This window comes from Alicyclobacillus contaminans DSM 17975 (assembly GCF_000429525.1).
In the GTDB taxonomy this organism is placed as follows: Bacteria; Bacillota; Bacilli; order Alicyclobacillales; family Alicyclobacillaceae; genus Alicyclobacillus_A; species Alicyclobacillus_A contaminans.
Window position 1 is genome coordinate 1 of sequence record NZ_AUCA01000023.1, and the last position, 17,592, is coordinate 17,592.

The following is a 17,592-nucleotide window of genomic DNA, read 5'->3' on the forward strand; positions in this document are numbered from 1 at the left end:
GCTCACATCCGGCAGACGCAATTGCCAAAGGATCACGTAGAGCGGATTATACAAATGTATACAGAGCAGACCGAGCAACTACAACTTGATATCGCCGTTTAGACGGTTTCAACTGGACAGAAACCAAAACAAGGAAGTGTCATCAAGGCCAAGGGATTCGTATGCCCTTTATAAGCTGTCTATCGTTACCGCTTGTGGATACCGACCACTCCACCTGGTTTCCAAGGAATGAATACCCATAAGAGGAAAGTGAATTGCTGTGTTTTACGCCCTCATAAACTCATTCGGAAGGCTTTTCGGACACGCTCTACAAGCATGGGATAGAACCCAAAGGGAAGAGTCCCTATTTGAACAAAGATGGCACGTTCAAATGGTTGACCATGAGGTGTCCATCTATTATTATAAAATGTACGAATTATTTGAATAATAATCAAATAATAATCGAAATTTGTGTAGATGAGTATCCCGGCCATTGTGAATCAATAGCAGTCGAAAAACCAGAACTCCTTACATTCCGAATTGAGTAAATGAAGAAAGGGGGGATCATGTGGGTCTCGATACCACTATAACAAGCAAGATTTCTTGGCGCACCACTGTTCAGCAAGGGTTTCGTGATGCTCTTCCTCTTGCAATCGGTATTGCCACGTATGGAATTCCATACGGGGTCCTAGCAACTCATTCAGGGTTTGGGTTATTAAGCACTTTGGCAATGTCGTTCTTAGTCTTTTCAGGATCTGTCCAGATGGTATCCGTTGCAATGCATACTGCAGGCGGCGGCTTGGTGAGCATTCTTGGGACATCGATACTTATTAACTTGCGAAATCTCCTTTATGGCGCATCATTGGCGTCTGGACTTGCACCAGCAAAAAAATGGAGATGGCTCTTGGCGTTCGGTGTGTCTGATGAACCATTCGTCCTTGGCAGTGCTCGTTTTCGAGCTTGCGGTCCAGATCCTATGTACTTTGCAGTTGTTGCACTTACCTTCTATTTGACTTGGATTTTAGCCTCCTTCATTGGAGCTATCATTGGGAGTCATATCAATACAACAGGACTCGGATTGGAACTTGCGTTTCCTATGACCTTCGTTGCCATCCTGATGCAAATACTTGTTGACATCCAAGTCATCTCGACTGCAGCAGCAGGTGCCGCAATCGCAATTGTAATTGAAGCAGTTTCACCTGGCTCCCCTTATGTCATTTTAATCGCCGGTATAATTTCCCCCTTAGTGGGTTGCTACGTAAGGAGTCGACAAAAACATGTGGAATAATTGGGTTCTGATATTGTCTCTAGCCCTGGTTACTTATGTTAGCAGGCTATTGGGAATAGAGGCCTTAATAGGTAGGCAGGTCAATTCCAGAGTTGAAATGTACTTTCATTTTGTTCCCGCAGGTGTGATTTCAGCGCTCGTTGTATCGCAATTGTTCGTAACAAACAAAGGGCAGTTGTCCCTATCCATTCCCGTTTTAGTCGGTGGATGCGTTGTAGCCGTCTGTATGAAAATCACAAAATCATTTCTTCTGGCAATTATTTTGGGAGTCGTAGTCGGTGCTCTCGTAAATCAGCTTATTCATCTTCATACGATTCCACTATAAAAACTTAGGAATTGTGGTATGAATGAACTTGGCTATTCTTGCTGACGTTTGTCGTTGCCTACACCTTACGTTGTTTGGTGGAATAGGCCTTCAGCCTGTCTCACCACGTAAGATTGGCTTCTCTAGTGATTAATAAATGAGCCCCCACCTCACACGACAAAGAGACAGCGTCGTTACTGCATGCGCTTTCCACTCCACCCAGCCGCCCACTTAATGAAGCCGGTTGTTCTGTAACCTATACTCAAATCAGCAGCCTGCTTGTAAGCGTAGGTTGCAAGTCTTTCTTCTCCTGTTGGCCCCCTGCGGGGCCATACATAATTGGAATTGTCCCTGCCTCGGCTGAGGAGGGGGCTCTTTTCGTTACGCTGTGGGCTGGCCGGGTTGCGGTTCAACCAGCACGCGCTTGAGCCTGGCTGAACCCATGAGACGCGTGATACATCGGCGTGGCCGCATGTGCGCCAGACTCACAATGCGCAAAATCCGACGCGGTTTCCGTCCCCCTGAGCCAGACGATGCAAATGGCCATAAAACGTTACCATCCAAAGTTCGCCGGATATGGTGTAATAGATGTATTCGACGAAGGAGGAGTGACTTTAGAGTGTTCCTCATCTTGCTCATCACCTGCGCGGCAATCATAGCTTTTGGCTGGGTCATTTGGGCAGCAAAAAACCTGCTGCACAAATAGCATGGTGCACACCTTCACCGGACCATACCCCCATTCCTCAAAGGATGGGGGATTCGTTATGCAGTGGCCTGAGGCGTCGGCGCCTTGCGCTGGACCGGCGAGAGCGCGCTGAGCGCCACGCCAAAGGTCCGCCGCCAAGGGGTTTTAGCCCAACAGACAGATTTTGAATTTTTAGCGTCCAGTTGGGCAACTTAGAGGTGTCCTTTTCAAAAACCCTGCAAGGTGGTATAGATATGCGGACAATACGGCGATTGCTTGTGAGTACCATGGTATTCTGCGCGGCATCGTTTTTCGGGGATTTCCAACCCACGCATGCATTTGCGCAGCAGCGCACCACGACTGCAACGGTTCAGTTCCGAGTGGTATCGGCAGAAGATTACCGGGCGTTGCCTGGCGCCCGAGTCATTGTCGTTTCGGAAGACGGGCGACTCCTTGCGTCTGGGCTCACCAATGCACAGGGGATTTGGTCATCATCGCTCACGGTCCCTTTGGATTCTCGATTCCAAGACCTCGGTATTGTCACAGCCATTGGCATTGCCAATGGGCACAACGAAAACGTGGTTTTTGAAGTACCTATCAAGCAGGGCACCGTACAACCCATTACCTTGTACCCCATCCGACCGAAACTCCGTAACGAGGCATCCGCCTCATTGGGACAGTTGCATCACCTGGATGTGATACACATCGTCAATCGCTACGCCCAAATGTTGGGGCTGTCCAAACAGCCTGCGATTGCTGGAGAGTCGGGGTATTCTCCATGGAGTCCTTCATTAAAGGCCGGGCGTTAGGCCCTCTACCGATTCAGTGCGGCGCATGCGGGGGATATCGTGATGAAAAGCGGTCCACTGGCGTTGTGGCCGTGTCATACGACGCAACATGGCATGATTCGCCCCCACCTCGTGATGAGATGGGGGCTTGTTGCGTCTGCCGAAGGATTATCCGTGATGTCCGCATGGCTTGCAGTGGGTGCCTGGGCATCCCGGATCAACGACCACATGCTTTGTCATCGGTTGATAGTAATGCTTCGGCACATTGACAATGATGTGTCGGTTGACCGTCACCACAGGATGAACAACGGGAACCTCGCGCGGAACATAGCAATCCCGGATCACATATTGCGGGTCGCAGACGATGGGCGGGCAGTGGGTTTTGTGCGATACGGGTGCATGCGCCGGGGTATGTGCCGCCACATAGTGACCAGAAACGTGCACTTTCTTCTTCACCGCCTTTGGTACGCCATACGGAATGTAAGCCGGTGTGGGATACGCGGCAGGCGAATCATCAAAGTGTTTGTACACGCCGTGTGGATCCGAAGCGGATTCGTGCCAATGATGAGATTCTTTGTCGTGCTTGTAATGTCCGCTGTAGTCCGATTCCTGCTCAAAGTGATGTGACGCTGATTTCTTCCATTTGGATTTTCCATCCCATGGATAACCGTGCTGTCCTGGATGCTCTGCCATCGAGATGATTCCTCCCTATCCTGAAGATACATTACATGTATGAACACCCAGTCAACGAATGTCCTAGTCATTCGGCCATTTTCCCGTGTCAGATCTGGAAATGGGCCGGATGAGGTGGACAGGCGCACACAACCTTAGGCGGAAATGCGAGTGTTCCGTCAAAGCGGTGGAGGTTACGGAGCCATGCTTGTTTGGAAGCGTGTGCCACCGTCGCTTCAAATCCCCCACACCGCTGCGAACCCACAAAAAAAACGGCAGCCGCCTCATCGCGACTGCCCAATCGGAACAACAAGGGGGAAACTGGAGCGTACTGGCTGCCATCGTTCGATGACACTACCATCATGGACCGGTCTGCGGCGTTTTAGACGTCCCACCGAAAGAATATTCGTGAACGCCTCGTCATACTTGTCTAGGAGACAAGCCCGGCCCAAGCATCGTCTGGGCGGGGGTGAGGAGGAATATGGCAGTGGTCGGAAGGTGGGTCATCGGAACCATCAACACGCGCAGATTTTGGTTGGGCTTCCGGGTGAGGCTGCGCCGGTTCCTCCGCGCGCTGCGCCGCACCCGCGCTGGCGCACGGAACCAACCGCCGTCAGCCTCCGTCATCCGCTTTCCACACTGGAACAGTCGGTTTCGGGCCTGGATGAAGGAGCACATGGATTGGCGCGGAAAATTGACCGTGGGCCTCACGGCGGCGTTCACCGTGCTCATTCTCGTTCCGTCCATGACCGCGCTCGCCGTGCATCGGCCGGATACGGATCTCGCGCGCGCATGGCTGCATGCCGACGACGCCCAGGTACAGGTTCGCGTGTACGACATGGCGGCGGGCCGGGTTCACTCGGTCGCGCTGAACGACTATCTGGTGGGGGTGCTCGCGGCGGAGATGAGTCCCAAGGACAGCATGCAGGCGCTGGAGGCGGCGGCGGTGGCCGCCCGCACCTATGTGGTTCACGCCATGACGCGTTCCGATTCGTCCGCCGATGCCACGTTCGCGGCGCAACACGGCGCCGACATCACCACCAGTGCCAGCCTCGACTTGCCCTGGTGGTCCATGGCGGAGCAGGAGGAGCGGTATGGCGCGGACATGGGGGTGAACACGGTTCGCCTCCAGCATGCGGTGCTCGACACCGATGGGATGATTGTGACGGCCAATCAACAGCCCATCCTCGCCTTCACGTTTGAACAGTCGGTCGGGCGCACGCGCGACGGCAGCCAGCGATTCGGCAAATCCCTGCCGTATCTGCCGAGCGTGCCCTGTCCGGACGATACCGACACGCCGCATCCGCCCATCCCCCTGTCCGAAGACAGGCTGGCGAGCGCGCTGCAGATTCCAAAGGCCAGTCTGCAGCTGTCGTCGCTCCAAGTGGTCGGGCGCGACGCCGAAGGCTATGTGAAATCGGTCCAGTACAAGAACCGAAGCTGGACCGGGGACGCCTTCGCCGCCGCCGTGGGGCTGCCGTCGGCCAACTTTACCTTTACGGTGCAGGGACAGCGGTTGATGGTCACCTGTCGAGGGACGGGCAACGGCATCGGAATGAGCCTGCACGAGGCGCGGGCCATGGCCGCCAAAGGAAAGTCGTGGGCCGAGATTCTCGCCTATTTCTACCCGGGCACCAAGATAGAAGCGGACGATCCGTACGTCGCCCATCTCCGCTCCGCCACAACGGGGGCCGCCGCGGCGGGGTGATTGAGACGTTCACGGGGAGAGGGGGCGGTTGACCGGTTCCAGATGCGGCGGCCCAAGCGTCCGGCGGAGATCTCTGAGGGTCACCTCGCCGCGGGCGGGCGCACTGCATACAGTCTCCAGCCAGGAAATTGCTTCACCAACGTCGCCCATTTTGCACCGTGCGCGTAGAACTGCGGGTATTGAAGGTTGATGGCGTCAAATTGAAATACGGTATCCGGTTCCGGAACCAGCATGAATTGCACGTGATGCGCCGGCGGGTTGTGCAGGGCTGCTTGAAAATCTCTGTCGCTCGTGATGATGAGACGCTTGGGATTCCGGGTGTTCACAATCACGTTGAACGCCGAAAACGAGTCCATGAGAATGAAGGAATGGGGCGCGTGCGCATCCAGGTATTGCGCAATCTCCCTCGTTGTCTCCATTCTTCCCAGATTCCAGCGCTGGTGAATGATGTCGTATTCCTCCGGTGCAAGGCGCGCATTGTCCATCACAAAGCAGACACCGCTTCCGCTCGTGACCAGTGCCAGCGCGACTCCGTAAAGCACGCGCCGCCGCTGAAATCTTGATGCGGGCGCCTCACATCGTTCGGCCTTCCTCGCGGCAGGTTCTCGGTTCGCGAGCTCATACGGCATCCACGCGATGGTCAACGGCAGCGGATAGAAGAAAAACCGAAGCCATCCATACGAGTGCCCCTCGAGCAAGAGCACAAATTGCAGCGACGGTATGCTCAGGATGAGGAGGGTCAGCGTCAGGCTCGACCATGTCCACAAGCGTCCGTGCAGCCAGCGAAACACCATCAGCGCCAGGTACGGGAGGACAAAAACAGCCAGTCGCTGCGCCATGAAGGCCATCACGTGCAGCGGATGGCCAACCATTGACGAAAATTCCTCGGTCGACTGCAACACACTCGACTGGGACTGATTCGAGTACGCGGAGTGAAAGAAGTACAGGGGATCTTTCATGATGATCCCATTCGAAAGAATCCAGATAATCCCGGCGTACACACTGGGAGTCAGAAAAACGAGCAGCGAGGCTGTCGTATACCAGCGCTGCTCCCGTCGGATGGAGCGCATTCCCCAAGCATGGCCTCCCGGCGGCAGCGTCTCCAAACCGGCCAGTACATTCCGGCTATGCCGCCATGCGGCCATGGTCACGGCGAGGGCCATGGCCATACCGAACGCCACTGCCTCATAGCGCGTCAGGAACGCCAGGGACAGCGCAATGCCAGCACGGGTGAGATCTTTCACCGCGTGCGACGCCAGCCAGTCCGTCCATGCACACACGCACCACACCAGAAAGAAGGAAAACATCATTTCGCTCATCCCGTTGGCACCGTACAGAAACAGAAAGGGATGGATGGCCAGCAGGCCGGCCATCGCGAGTCCCCACCCCACGCTGCCGAGGTGCTTTCGGAATTGGCGGAGGATGAGCACCGCTTGCCCGGCCGCCGCCACGGCCGCCAGGATGACCCCAGCCAGCGCGTGGGAGACGAGGAGTGGGCAGAGTCGCGAAAGCAGAACCAACGGCAGCTCGGCGAGACTGGGCAATGGATTCCATACAAAGCCAATCGCCGCCAGATGCGGATCGCGACTGAAGAACACATAGTATGCATTGGCGACTCGACTCAGCGCGTCGTTCGGAATGTCGTACTTCACGACGCACAAGAAATATCCGAATGCGAATTCCGCACAAAACATGAACAGAAATACAGTCCAGTCGAGACGAACCTCACGTGTTCGCATCTCGGGTTGCATCATGACAGGGAAACTCCTTCATCCGTTGTGTCCGTGAGTTGGGCGGAAACCAATCCGTGTTCGGTTTTTCCCAATAAAAGGGATTCGCAACCAGTTGCCATACGGCCCGGTACGCGGCAATGCTCATCAACGCCCAGTACACAGGGGCGAGTACCGCGGACCAGACCAGCCGGAAGGACAACAAACCAGGATTCGACGTCGCGTACCGATGCGCAAACGCATAGGTTCCCACCACGCCGCTGTACACGAACACAAAGTTGCCAAGCACCAACAGAGACGCGGCCACGTAGTAGATGGCGCCCGGAAACAACGCCGGGATCCACTGTTGGTGCTGGGCATACCAAAGCACCATCATGGCCCAGAAGGGCGGGTTCATCAGGGGGAGCAGCGGCGTTCCGAGAATCATCGCCTGGAATCCCCAGAAGCCGCGCCCGCCAATGTCGCGGTACAGTTGCACGGGATGGCGCATATGCACCAACCAGGTCTGAATGTACCCCTTTATCCAACGCGTCCGCTGCCGTATCCAGTTCCGTACCTGGCTGTTCGCTTCTTCCCACGTGGTGGAATCGACGATGGCCGTTTGATACCCGAACTTGTACAGCCGGACGCCCAAATCCGCGTCTTCCGTGACGTTGTACGGATCCCAGGCATTCAGTTCCTTCAACGCGGACATCCGAAAGTGATTCGACGTTCCCCCGAGCGGCACGGGAATATTTAAGGCCATGACGCCGGGCAGCAGCAACCCAAACCAGTTGCTGTATTCCTGCGTGAACCAGCGCGTCAGCAGATTTTGGTTGCCGTTGAAGTAATTCAACTTTGCCTGAACACAGACCACGCTGGGCCCTGCCTGTTGAAAGGTGAGCAGCACCTTCTTCAGTTGATCCGGCTCCGGTCTGTCCTCCGCGTCGTAGATGACCACATAGTCGCCACGCGCTCGGATGAGCCCGTAATTACACGCCTTTGGCTTCGTCCGCGGATGAGAGTTCGGCACCAGCACGAAGGTGAAGTAGTAAGGAATCTTCAATTGCTTGGCCCGCTCGATGGTCTCGGTATCGTCTTCCTCCAACAGGAGACGAACGTCCAATTTATGCTTTGGATAATCCAGCGCTTCGATGTGACGCACCAGGTCCGCCAATACGTTGGCCTCGCGGAACAGCGGAACCAAAATGGTATAAATCGGAAGTTTATCCTCGTCAAGTTTCGAAATGTCTGCGGGGCGAACTTCATGTGTCGTCGTGTTCATGCCTCGATAGATGATCATCGCTTTGAACACAGCCAAGAAAAAATATAGGGATTGGCATACCACGTTGACGATGAATAGATAATGCTTTCCCGACACACAACAAGCCAGGATGGAACCGAGGACGAGGAGGCAAAAGATCATCACCTGGTTCCTCGTCAGCACGCGTGTCGCGGAATTCTGCGGTTGTTCCATCTCCAATTTGTTGATGCTTTCAGCCAACAGGTCCCGCTTGTATACCTGACTCCACAAACGCTCCAATTCGTAAGGCGTGGCCAGAACCTGTTCGATTTGTTTGGATGTGTAAGAGGAAAGAATGGAACGTTCCTCTTCGGACAGCGGTTCGCTCACCGCCACCCGAAGCGTGTCCCCGTGTTCTTCAATGGCGATGGCGTTAAACCGCCTTGCCAATGGTGCCGGCAATGGGTGCTCAACGCCGACGGGTTCCGTCACATCCGCCCGATGGAAGTGCAGCTGCTCCGCGAGCACGTTAAATAAATCGCGAGGTTTGATAAAGTCCAGTGCAATCAAAATCTCTCCCAATTTACCGCCGGACTTCTCCTGGAACGCCAGGGCGGCTTGCAGCTGTTGGGGCGTGATGCATCCCTTCTGCAGGAGTAATTGTCCCAACGGCGGCGTTTCTTCGTGTTCTGTTTCGTATTCTTGTCCCACCTCGGGTGCCATCCTTGGTCCTCACTCCTGTATGGACGCCGATGCCTCAAAAATATCCCATGTTAACATTATGACCTTGTCGAATGGCTTTTGGAAGAACCTCTTTCTGGAATATCAGGGGCGTGGTGGGATAAACGAGGTTCCGTTCGGCTCATTTTCACAGGACGGGCAGTTGGATAAGGGGAAGGTGACGGTTGTACCGGCGGCGGAGCATGCCTCTACCCACCAGGTTCACTTTGTGATATGTTTTAATCAAAATTGATTCGAAACAACTTTATTTCAATATTATCGTTGTACGAAGGAGGCGCGGGGGATGAGCGAGGACAGCCAGCACGGTGCGGATGAGCTGCACGTGACCCGCGTGCTGATGACCCAACTGGATGACTTTCTTCCCATCGCCAAAGCGCTTTCGTCCGAGTTGCGCGTCGCGATGTACAAACAGCTGCTGCGCCGGTTCATGAACATCAACGAGATTGCGGAGATGTTTCAAATTCCGCCGTCCACGGCGGCGGTGAACATCAAGAAACTGGAAGAGGCCAACCTGATTAAAACAACGCTGATTCCCGGCACGCGCGGCACGCAGAAGGTGTGCGCCGCGGTCATCAGCCGCATTGTTCTCGACGCCGGCACGCCCGATATGTCGGCGGAAAACCACGTGTTGATTCCCATGCCCATCGGGCATTTTTTTGACGCCGAAGTGCACCCCACCTGCGGGCTGTTGAGCGAGACCGGCATCATCGGGGAATTGGACGATCCCGGATCGTTCGTGGAACCTGACCGCGTGCACGCCCAGCTCATCTGGTTCCGCCACGGCTACCTGGAGTACCGGTTCCCGAACCGGGCGCCGCGCGGAAGCACGGTGACGGGGCTTGAGGTGAGCATGGAAATTTGTTCGGAAGCGCCGCTGCACAACAACAACTGGCCATCCGACATCACACTGTGGTTGAACGGCGTGGAGGTCGGCACCTGGACCAGTCCCGGGGACTTCGGCGGAGAGCGGGGGTTGCTCACGCCGCTCTGGTGGGGCACGGACAATACCCAGTACGGCCTGCTGAAGACTTGGCGCGTCAGCCGGGAGGGCAGTTTTGTCGATGGCCGCAGGGTCTCGGATGTGACGTTGGACGACCTGCGGTTGAATCAGGGATCGCACATCACATTGCGCATCGGCGTGAAGGCGGATGCGGACAATGACGGCGGACTGAACCTGTTCGGCCGCCGGTTTGGCAACTACGAACAGGATATGGTGATGCGTCTCGACTATATCCGATGAGTCAGGGAGGGGATGGCGGATGGCGGAACTGCGTTACAATCCGTTGCTGCGAGATTGGACCATGGTCGCCTCGCACCGGCAGAACCGGCCGAACATGCCGAAGGACTTCTGTCCATTCTGCCCGGGGTCCGGCCGCGTTCCGGACACCTACGATGTGCTCAAGTACGACAATGACTTTCCGGCGCTGTCGCAAGACCCGCCGGAGCCGGACGATGTGGGTACGGCGCTGTACCCGGTAAAGCCGGCGTACGGGAAGTGCGAGGTGATTCTCTACTCGCCAGATCACCACGCCACGCTGCCGGAGCTGCCCGTTGCGCACATCCGCAAGCTGGTGGACCTGTGGGCGGATCGATACGTGTCGCTGGCGGCCAACCCGCGCCACAAGTACGTGCTCATCTTCGAGAACCGCGGACCGGAGGTGGGGGTGACCATGCCCCATCCGCATGGGCAGATTTACGCGTATCCGTACATTCCGCAGAAGCTGCGGGTGGAACTCGAATCCTGCGAGGCGCATCGGCAGGAGACGGGTCGGTGCCTCGTCTGCGACATCAACCGCGAGGAGCAGTCGGCGGGGGTGCGGATGCTGGTGGAGACGGATCACTTCGTGAGCTACCTGCCGTTCTTCACGGATTACCCGTACGGCGCGTTCATTTCGAGCAAGGCGCACCTTGGCAGCCTGGCCGAGTTCTCCGAAGCGGAGAAGGATGATCTCGCCAACATCCTGAAGCAGGTGACGGCCGGCATGGACGCGTTGTTTGATCGGCAGTTCCCGTATATGATGGTGCTGCATCAGTCGCCGGTGAACGGGCCGGACACGGAGGCGTACTACCACTTTCACATTGAGTTTTACCCGCCGCTGCGGGCGAAGGATAAGCTGAAATACCTCGCCTCGTCGGAAACGGGGGCCTGGGCTCCGTGCAATCCGACGGCGGTGGAGCAGACGGCGCCGGAACTGCGGGCGGCCATCCAGCGGGCGAAAGGAGCGAATGTCCATGCATGACGGGAACAACGTCCTGTCCCAGTTTCTCGACTTTTCGCCGGGACCGGTGGACGAGGTGCGCGTGTTCTTCGCGCCGGGCCGGGTCAATTTGATTGGCGAGCACACCGATTACAACGGCGGTCACGTGTTTCCCGGCGCGCTGACCCTCGGCACCTGGGTGTTTGTGCGACCGCGCCGCGACCCGGTGTACCGGTTTGCGTCCACCGCGTTTCCGCTGCAGGTGCGGGTGGACGGGCCCGCCTTCCAGTATCGGGCGGAAGACGACTACGCGAATTATCCGAAAGGCGTCCTCTGGGCGTTGCAGGAGGAGGGGCTTCAGCTGCCCGGTGCGGACCTGTTCTTCCACGGCAATCTGCCGGGCGGCGCCGGACTCTCCAGCTCCGCGTCGGTGGAGGTGGCCACCGCCTTCGCGATGAACGCCTTGGTCGGCGGCGGATTGTCCACGGAGCGGTTGGCGCGGCTGTCGCAGCGGGCGGAAAACGAGTTCGTCGGAGTCAACTGCGGCATCATGGACCAGTTTGCGGTGGCGATGGGACAGGCGGGGAGCGCTCTCCTGCTCAACTGCCGCACCCTCAAGTACCGCGCGGTGCCGGTGCGGGCGCCGGGATACCGGTTCGTCATCACCCACACTAACAAACGGCGCGGGCTGGCCGACTCCAAGTACAACGAGCGCCGGGCCGAGTGCGAGGCGGCGCTTGCGCAGCTGCGGACGGTTCGAAAAGATCTGACCTGTCTTGCGGATTTGTCGAAAGAGGAATGGAACGCGCTGGCGTGGCACCTGAAGGACGATGTGCTGCAGCGGCGCGCGCGCCACGTGGTCACGGAGAACGCGCGCACGCTGGAGGCCGCGCGGCGGTTGGCTGCGGGCGACCTGCCCGGCTTCGGTCAGCTCATGAACGAGTCGCACATCTCCCTGCGCGACGACTACGAGGTGACCGGTCCCGAATTGGACGCGCTCGTGGAAGCCGCGTGGCAAACGGAGGGCTGCCTCGGCAGCCGCATGACCGGCGCCGGATTTGGCGGCTGCACCGTGAGCCTCGTCCGCGAAACGGCCGTCGAGCGCTTCCAGGATGAGGTGGCCCGGCAGTACGAGCGCGCCACCGGCCTCGCGCCCACCTTTTACGTGACCGATCTCGGTGCGGGCGTGCGCGAAGTGACCGCAGAAATCGAAGGGTTGTACATGATGGGAGAGGGGAAGATCGAATCATGAGTGTGCTTGTGACCGGAGGAGCTGGCTACATTGGCAGCCACACCGTCGCCGAGCTGGTGGCCCACGGCGAGTCGGTGGTGGTGCTGGACAACCTGCGCCAGGGGCACCGCGCGGCGGTGCTGCAGGCGCCGCTGTACGTGGGGGACATCCGGGACACCGCGTTGGTCTCCGAGATTCTGCGCAAGCACGAGGTGGACACGGTCGTCCACTTCGCCGCCCATTCATTGGTCGGGGAGAGCGTGCAGAAGCCCCTCGACTACTACGACAACAACGTCAACGGCACGGCCAAGCTGTTGTCCGCGATGCTGGAGAACGGTGTGAAGCGCATCGTCTTCTCGTCCACCGCCGCAGTCTACGGCGAGCCGGTGCGGACGCCGATTGACGAAGCCGATCCGACCGTGCCCACCAACCCGTACGGCGAGACGAAACTGGCGATTGAGCGGATGTTCCGTTGGTGCCATGACGCGTACGGATTGCAATCGGTCAGCCTGCGCTACTTCAACGCCGCGGGCGCCCATCCGACGCTGGCCATCGGCGAGGATCACAGCCCCGAGACGCACCTGGTGCCGATTGTGCTCCAGGCTGCGCTCGGGCAGCGCCCGCACGTGGCGGTGTTCGGCAACGATTACCCTACGTCGGACGGCACGTGCATCCGTGACTACATCCACGTCATGGACCTCGCCAGCGCCCACCGCCTGGCGGTGGCGCGGCTGCGCAGCGGGGACGGTGGCTGCGAGGCGTTCAATCTCGGCAGCGGCACCGGCTACTCCGTGCAGCAGGTGATTGACGTGGCGCGCGAGGTGACCAGGCGCGACATTCCCGTTCAGCAGGCGCCGCGCCGCGCGGGAGATCCGGCGGTGCTCGTGGCGTCCTCGGGCCGCGCCAAGGAAGTGCTGGGATGGCAGCCGCTCTACAACGACCTGGCAACGATTGTGGCCTCCGCATGGAACTGGCACCAAAGCCATCCGAACGGGTACGCTGACAGAACGAAACCGGAGGAAGCCTGATGTCATCCTGAGGCGAGAATCGACGCGGGATACGCAAAAATGGCGTGCGAATGGATCTTCGATTCGGCACGCCATTTTCTTGTTGCGACAGGGATCATTCGGTTGACCACGTCTCTTCATTCTAGACGCGGTACTCGGCGCTGACAGGAACCCTGAGCCGACCGTCGGTGACGGTGAATAACAGCGCCAAGGCGCTGATGACGACCATGATGCCGGCGATACGATGCATGCCGGTGTCTGAAACGCTCGCGTGGAAGAAAACTTCTACGATTGCAGAAGACGCGATGGACCCAATGTATCCAAAGGTACGGAATAGACCCGAAGCGGTGCCCATCTGGTCGGCGGTGACCTGAGTGTACAATGCAGTCTGATTGCCGCTGACGGTTGTACCCAACGTCACGCCGAACGCAAGGGTGATCAATAAAATCCACATCATGGGTGCGGTTGCAGTCAGAAAAAGCAATCCAATGGACGCGAGCATGCAGGACATGGCCGCCACGATGAGCGGTCCGCGTACCAGGTTCCGCTTCGAGATGGGGCCCACAATCACGGCGGAAAGTCCGCTCATGGGCAGCAGCAGGAGTCCGGTTTCCAGCGCGGAGACACCACGCAATGCCCCAATCCACTCCGTGACACCGTACAGCACCGTGTAAATGCACAGCGTCAGCGCAGCGAACCGTACGTAGGTGCGCGTCAGCGCAAGATTCGACGCGAGCATGCGAACATCAAGGAACGGGCGCTTTGCTCGTAACTCCCACCAGACCAGGGCCGCGCCGAAAACCACCGCCAGGCAGATGTCCCACCAGGCGGGATTGGGCAACGAGAACAGGAAGACCAGCAGGGCGGTCATGGTTGCAGAGAATCCGATGATGCCAGTCACGTCCAGGCGAGCGAATATGTCTCGGACGGACATGTCACCTTGGACAGGCGCGTCCCGTGGAATCCATAACACGGCCATCCCAAACGCGATGAGGGCAAAAGGAATATTGATAAGAAACGTCGTTCGCCACCCCCACGCATCCACGAGCACTCCGCCAACAGGGAGTCCCACGGCGGCCGTGACCACGCCGGCAATCTGCAGCGCGCCAAGCACACGACCGGGGGGTTTAGACATCCCGGCGACTTCCGCTCGTCGACGGATGAGGAGCATGGCCGATGGATAGGCGGTTGACGTACCAATGCCGATGAGAATCCGGGACACGACCAACATGGTCAGGTCGCGTCCCACCCCACCCAACACCCCTCCCAACAGCACCATGAGAATTCCGGCGAGGAAGACCCGGCGAGGTCCGAACTCCTCCGACAGTTTTCCGGCCGTGGGCTGAGCGATGGAACTGGCCAGGTAGAGTACCGTAACCAACATGGTCGTTTGGGCCACGGAGACATGCATGAATGCAGCGATGGGTACGAGCGCGGTGGCAATCATGGAACTGTTGATGGGGTTTAGTGTAGACCCCATATACAGCGGTGCTACAAACTTCCAGGAGAACGGATTGCCACTCGGCATGATGGATGCACTCCTCAGTCTGCTTCTCCCGCACGACTTGCGGCCAGATTGTTGATCCAAGCGTCGACCGTCAATACCTCCGCCTGACGAGGGAACACTTTCTCCGTAAGCACGCGATGAACCTCATCATCGTGGTCGGCGCATGCGTCCGCAAGCACTGTGATGGCGAAGTCTTTGTCTGCCGCTTCGCGCAACGTCGAAAGCACGACACCGCTCGTGGCAATTCCGGTGAGAATCAATGTGTCGATTTGTTTGGCGCGGAGAATCACTTCCAGGTTGCTGCCGGAGAACGCACTCACGCGATGCTTCGTGACCACCGGTTCCCCCTTCTTTGGGGCTATGGACTCGTGAATTTGCGTCGCAGGGTCCGAAACGGTCATGCCACCCATTTGAGGAAGTTGTGAGAATGACTTGTTTCTTGGATTGATCTCCGGATACCCTTCGCTGAAGGCAACGCGTACGAAGATGACGGGGATGTTGTGTTGGCGCGCAGCTTCCACCGATTTTTGGACCGCTGGCAACAGGCCTGCGTGGTTTTGAAAATGAGAGACAATGCCGTTCTGCATATCCATCACGAGCAGGGCGGGTTGGTTCATGGGTTTTGCACTCCTTTGGGTTGATTTATAATCAAACGGAGAATTCTCCGTTTGATAATAACCGGAGACCTCTCCGTTTGTCAAATCGGGTTGAAACTATTCGAGGTTGGGATTGGATGTCGTGAAACATACGGGAGAAACACACGGCCGCGCGGAACGCCGCGATGCGGCCGAAAATCGCCAGCGCATCCTGGACGCGGCCCTGAAGCTGTTTGAAAAACATGGCGTGGAGCAGGTGAGCATGAACCAAATTGCCATAGAGGCGCAAATTGGTCCGGGAACCCTCTATCGCCGGTACAGAAACAAGAGTGAATTGTGCCTGGATTTAATCAAGGACAGCGTGGATCAGCTGTTCGAAGACATTGCGGCGTATTTGGTCAATCATCAGGATGATCCGCCCCGTCAACGATTGAAGGGGATGCTCCGCTTGTTCATCTCTTTTCGCGAGAAAAAACTCGAGTTGCTGAAAGGCGTCGAGGAAAGGGCGCGAACCAATGGACCGCAGACCCGGACGCAGAGCCCGGTATACCAGGAACTGCATGACATCGTGGTCAAGCTGTTTGACGAGATGAGCGAGAGCGAACCTGCGGAAGCGAACAGTGTGTTCAAGGCCGATATGCTGTTGATGGCATTAACCAGCGATTCCTATGTCTTTCAGAAAGATGTGCGGGGTTATTCACCGGAATCGTTTTTAGAACAGCTCTGCCGGACGTTTTTCCCGATGAAGTAGGTACCGATGGATAATGTTCCTTTCCCGGGGGCGCTGGAGATGGCGGTGTGGACCTTCCAAGCCCGGTTTGGTCCCTTGAACAGAGGTTCGGACGGCTGGGCCGTACGCTGCTGAGTCCATGACGCGAACGGCCCGTTGAAGAAGTTCCAGCGCCCATCCAACTAGCCGTCCAATGCCGACTGGATGGACTGTGTCAGAGTGGATGTGCAGTTCAGTGTCACATCGCCCACCTGCACCGTTTCGCTGGCGATGGAGAATCTTGCGGACAGCGCCGTTCCCTGCGACGTGCGGAACGTGGCCGTGATGGTCCTGGCCGGTCCGGAGACGGCCAGACCACTGGACACCCCGGGCGTGCTCATGTGCAGCGCGTTGAACGCCTGCACCACCTGTGGAATCCAGTGTTTGTCGGTGATGGTCTTCGACGTCTGTCCGTCCGTCAGTGTCACGGACACAATGTCGTTCGGCAGATAGGTGTCCTTGGGGCGCTCGGGCGTCACAATGTACAGCGCTTTGACGGCGAACGTGGTCTTCCCGGACTCGGCGGACAGGAGGAATCCCACATCGATATCCGGCGCGGAGACGGGCTGGCCGGGGGGCACGCCGTCTTTCGTGAAGCTGACGGTCCCAGAAACCACCGCCCCATTCGCCGTGGATTGACCGTGTCCGCTCTCGCGGTACCCCAACGTCCGCAGCTGCTTGGCGTACCAGGCTTCAATCTGGTCCGGCGTCGCCTTGACCTGGAAGTACAGCGTGCCATCCACCAGATCCCCGTCGAGCGGCGTGCCCATGTCGCCGATGCGTTTGTCGGGGGCCGCCTTGGCCGCTCCCGGATAGACAGGCAGGTACACCACCACCGGTTGCTTTGGCGGGACTATTTGGGGGAGCGCCTGTTCGACCCTGGGGTCCGGCTGAAGGGTCAATGGGACATTCGGCTTCGGTACATTCTGAAAAAAGACGATGGCCTGCGGTGTCTCTCCGGTGGTCGTCTTTGGCTCCGGCTGGGCAGCCAGGGCAGGTCCGCAGGCACAGAGCAGAGAACTGCTCAGTGGAATCGTAAGCGCGATCCATTTCCTCATCTCGACACCTCCTTCCAAAGAAGGTAGACGCGGTCCGCAGGGGATTCGTTACAGCATGCGAAGTTTGGCCGGCCGCCCAACTTTTTGCTGGGGCGTCACACTTCCCGCC

15 protein-coding genes are annotated in these 17,592 nt (G+C 57.7%); 9 read left to right on the plus strand and 6 right to left on the minus strand.

Translation table 11 applies throughout. From position 1 onward, the window contains the following. Positions 1-547: 547 nt before the first annotated feature. From G463_RS0109765 to G463_RS19765, 3 genes are all read left to right on the plus strand, one after another. Positions 548-1,267, plus strand: a complete 720-nt coding sequence (locus tag G463_RS0109765) for an AzlC family ABC transporter permease (RefSeq protein ID WP_245575806.1) — start codon at positions 548-550, stop codon at positions 1,265-1,267. Beyond that, positions 1,257-1,592 carry an AzlD domain-containing protein gene (locus tag G463_RS24030; protein WP_026975017.1) on the plus strand — a complete coding sequence of 112 codons (336 nt, stop codon included), beginning with the start codon at positions 1,257-1,259 and terminating at the stop codon, positions 1,590-1,592. Before G463_RS0109765 ends, G463_RS24030 begins: the two co-directional genes overlap by 11 nt. Before the next feature lie 918 nt (positions 1,593-2,510). Beyond that, positions 2,511-3,065, plus strand: a complete 555-nt coding sequence (locus tag G463_RS19765) for a hypothetical protein (RefSeq protein WP_051322164.1) — start codon at positions 2,511-2,513, stop codon at positions 3,063-3,065. A 147-nt stretch (positions 3,066-3,212) separates the two neighbouring features. On the opposite strand, the gene G463_RS23550 is transcribed toward G463_RS19765, so the two are convergent. After that, positions 3,213-3,737: a hypothetical protein gene (locus G463_RS23550; RefSeq protein WP_245575807.1), complete on the minus strand. Its 525-nt coding sequence runs from the start codon at positions 3,735-3,737 to the stop codon at positions 3,213-3,215. 466 nt (positions 3,738-4,203) lie between these two features. Between G463_RS23550 and G463_RS19770 the strand changes: the two genes are divergently transcribed. Next, complete coding sequence (locus G463_RS19770) at positions 4,204-5,424, plus strand: SpoIID/LytB domain-containing protein (RefSeq protein WP_051322165.1); 1,221 nt, start codon at positions 4,204-4,206, stop codon at positions 5,422-5,424. A gap of 80 nt (positions 5,425-5,504) precedes the next feature. Here G463_RS19770 and G463_RS0109795 read toward each other — a convergent pair whose 3' ends face one another. Next, the gene (locus G463_RS0109795) at positions 5,505-7,178 is read right to left on the minus strand and encodes a glycosyltransferase family 39 protein (RefSeq protein ID WP_026975019.1); all 1,674 of its coding nucleotides are present in this window, start codon (positions 7,176-7,178) and stop codon (positions 5,505-5,507) included. Continuing rightward, positions 7,150-9,099 (minus strand): glycosyltransferase, encoded by a 1,950-nt coding sequence (locus G463_RS19775; RefSeq protein ID WP_051322166.1) that lies wholly within the window; start codon positions 9,097-9,099, stop codon positions 7,150-7,152. Before G463_RS19775 ends, G463_RS0109795 begins: the two co-directional genes overlap by 29 nt. A 301-nt stretch (positions 9,100-9,400) precedes the next feature. On the opposite strand from G463_RS19775, the gene G463_RS0109805 reads away from it, so the two are divergent. The 4 genes from G463_RS0109805 to galE are packed head-to-tail and all read left to right on the plus strand — an operon-like array spanning position 9,401 to position 13,574. Next, positions 9,401-10,357 carry an ArsR/SmtB family transcription factor gene (locus G463_RS0109805; RefSeq protein ID WP_026975020.1) on the plus strand — a complete coding sequence of 319 codons (957 nt, stop codon included), beginning with the start codon at positions 9,401-9,403 and terminating at the stop codon, positions 10,355-10,357. A gap of 19 nt (positions 10,358-10,376) precedes the next feature. Continuing rightward, a complete protein-coding gene (galT, locus tag G463_RS0109810; protein WP_026975021.1) occupies positions 10,377-11,357 on the plus strand; it encodes a galactose-1-phosphate uridylyltransferase in 981 nt (326 codons plus the stop codon). After that, a complete protein-coding gene (locus G463_RS0109815) occupies positions 11,350-12,567 on the plus strand; it encodes a galactokinase (protein WP_156900161.1) in 1,218 nt (405 codons plus the stop codon). The genes galT and G463_RS0109815 overlap by 8 nt, the downstream gene beginning before the upstream one ends. After that, positions 12,564-13,574, plus strand: a complete 1,011-nt coding sequence (galE, locus tag G463_RS0109820; protein WP_026975023.1) for a UDP-glucose 4-epimerase GalE — start codon at positions 12,564-12,566, stop codon at positions 13,572-13,574. Before G463_RS0109815 ends, galE begins: the two co-directional genes overlap by 4 nt. A 121-nt stretch (positions 13,575-13,695) precedes the next feature. Here galE and G463_RS0109825 read toward each other — a convergent pair whose 3' ends face one another. After that, on the minus strand, positions 13,696-15,081 hold the full coding sequence (locus G463_RS0109825) for an MFS transporter (RefSeq protein WP_035486678.1): 1,386 nt from the start codon (positions 15,079-15,081) through the stop codon (positions 13,696-13,698). Positions 15,082-15,095: 14 nt separating this feature from the next. Continuing rightward, positions 15,096-15,677, minus strand: a complete 582-nt coding sequence (locus tag G463_RS0109830; protein ID WP_026975025.1) for a cysteine hydrolase family protein — start codon at positions 15,675-15,677, stop codon at positions 15,096-15,098. Between the two features lie 121 nt (positions 15,678-15,798). Between G463_RS0109830 and G463_RS0109835 the strand changes: the two genes are divergently transcribed. Beyond that, entirely contained in the window at positions 15,799-16,407 is a 609-nt protein-coding gene (locus G463_RS0109835) for a TetR/AcrR family transcriptional regulator (RefSeq protein WP_026975026.1), read from the plus strand. 161 nt (positions 16,408-16,568) lie between these two features. Here the strand turns inward: G463_RS0109835 and G463_RS0109840 are convergent, their stop codons facing one another. Continuing rightward, the gene (locus G463_RS0109840) at positions 16,569-17,483 is read right to left on the minus strand and encodes a hypothetical protein (RefSeq protein ID WP_026975027.1); all 915 of its coding nucleotides are present in this window, start codon (positions 17,481-17,483) and stop codon (positions 16,569-16,571) included. Positions 17,484-17,592: the final 109 nt, after the last annotated feature.

Bases quoted from the DNA above. Each gene is read 5' to 3' on its own strand.
- G463_RS24030 (WP_026975017.1), top strand. From the start codon at position 1,257: ATGTGGAATAATTGGGTTCTGATATTGTCTCTAGCCCTGGTTACTTAT.
- G463_RS19765 (WP_051322164.1), top strand. From the start codon at position 2,511: ATGCGGACAATACGGCGATTGCTTGTGAGTACCATGGTATTCTGCGCG.
- G463_RS23550 (WP_245575807.1), bottom strand. From the start codon at position 3,737: ATGGCAGAGCATCCAGGACAGCACGGTTATCCATGGGATGGAAAATCC.
- G463_RS0109795 (WP_026975019.1), bottom strand. From the start codon at position 7,178: ATGATGCAACCCGAGATGCGAACACGTGAGGTTCGTCTCGACTGGACT.
- G463_RS19775 (WP_051322166.1), bottom strand. From the start codon at position 9,099: ATGGCACCCGAGGTGGGACAAGAATACGAAACAGAACACGAAGAAACG.
- G463_RS0109805 (WP_026975020.1), top strand. From the start codon at position 9,401: ATGAGCGAGGACAGCCAGCACGGTGCGGATGAGCTGCACGTGACCCGC.
- galT (WP_026975021.1), top strand. From the start codon at position 10,377: ATGGCGGAACTGCGTTACAATCCGTTGCTGCGAGATTGGACCATGGTC.
- G463_RS0109815 (WP_156900161.1), top strand. From the start codon at position 11,350: ATGCATGACGGGAACAACGTCCTGTCCCAGTTTCTCGACTTTTCGCCG.
- galE (WP_026975023.1), top strand. From the start codon at position 12,564: ATGAGTGTGCTTGTGACCGGAGGAGCTGGCTACATTGGCAGCCACACC.
- G463_RS0109825 (WP_035486678.1), bottom strand. From the start codon at position 15,081: ATGCCGAGTGGCAATCCGTTCTCCTGGAAGTTTGTAGCACCGCTGTAT.
- G463_RS0109830 (WP_026975025.1), bottom strand. From the start codon at position 15,677: ATGAACCAACCCGCCCTGCTCGTGATGGATATGCAGAACGGCATTGTC.
- G463_RS0109840 (WP_026975027.1), bottom strand. From the start codon at position 17,483: ATGAGGAAATGGATCGCGCTTACGATTCCACTGAGCAGTTCTCTGCTC.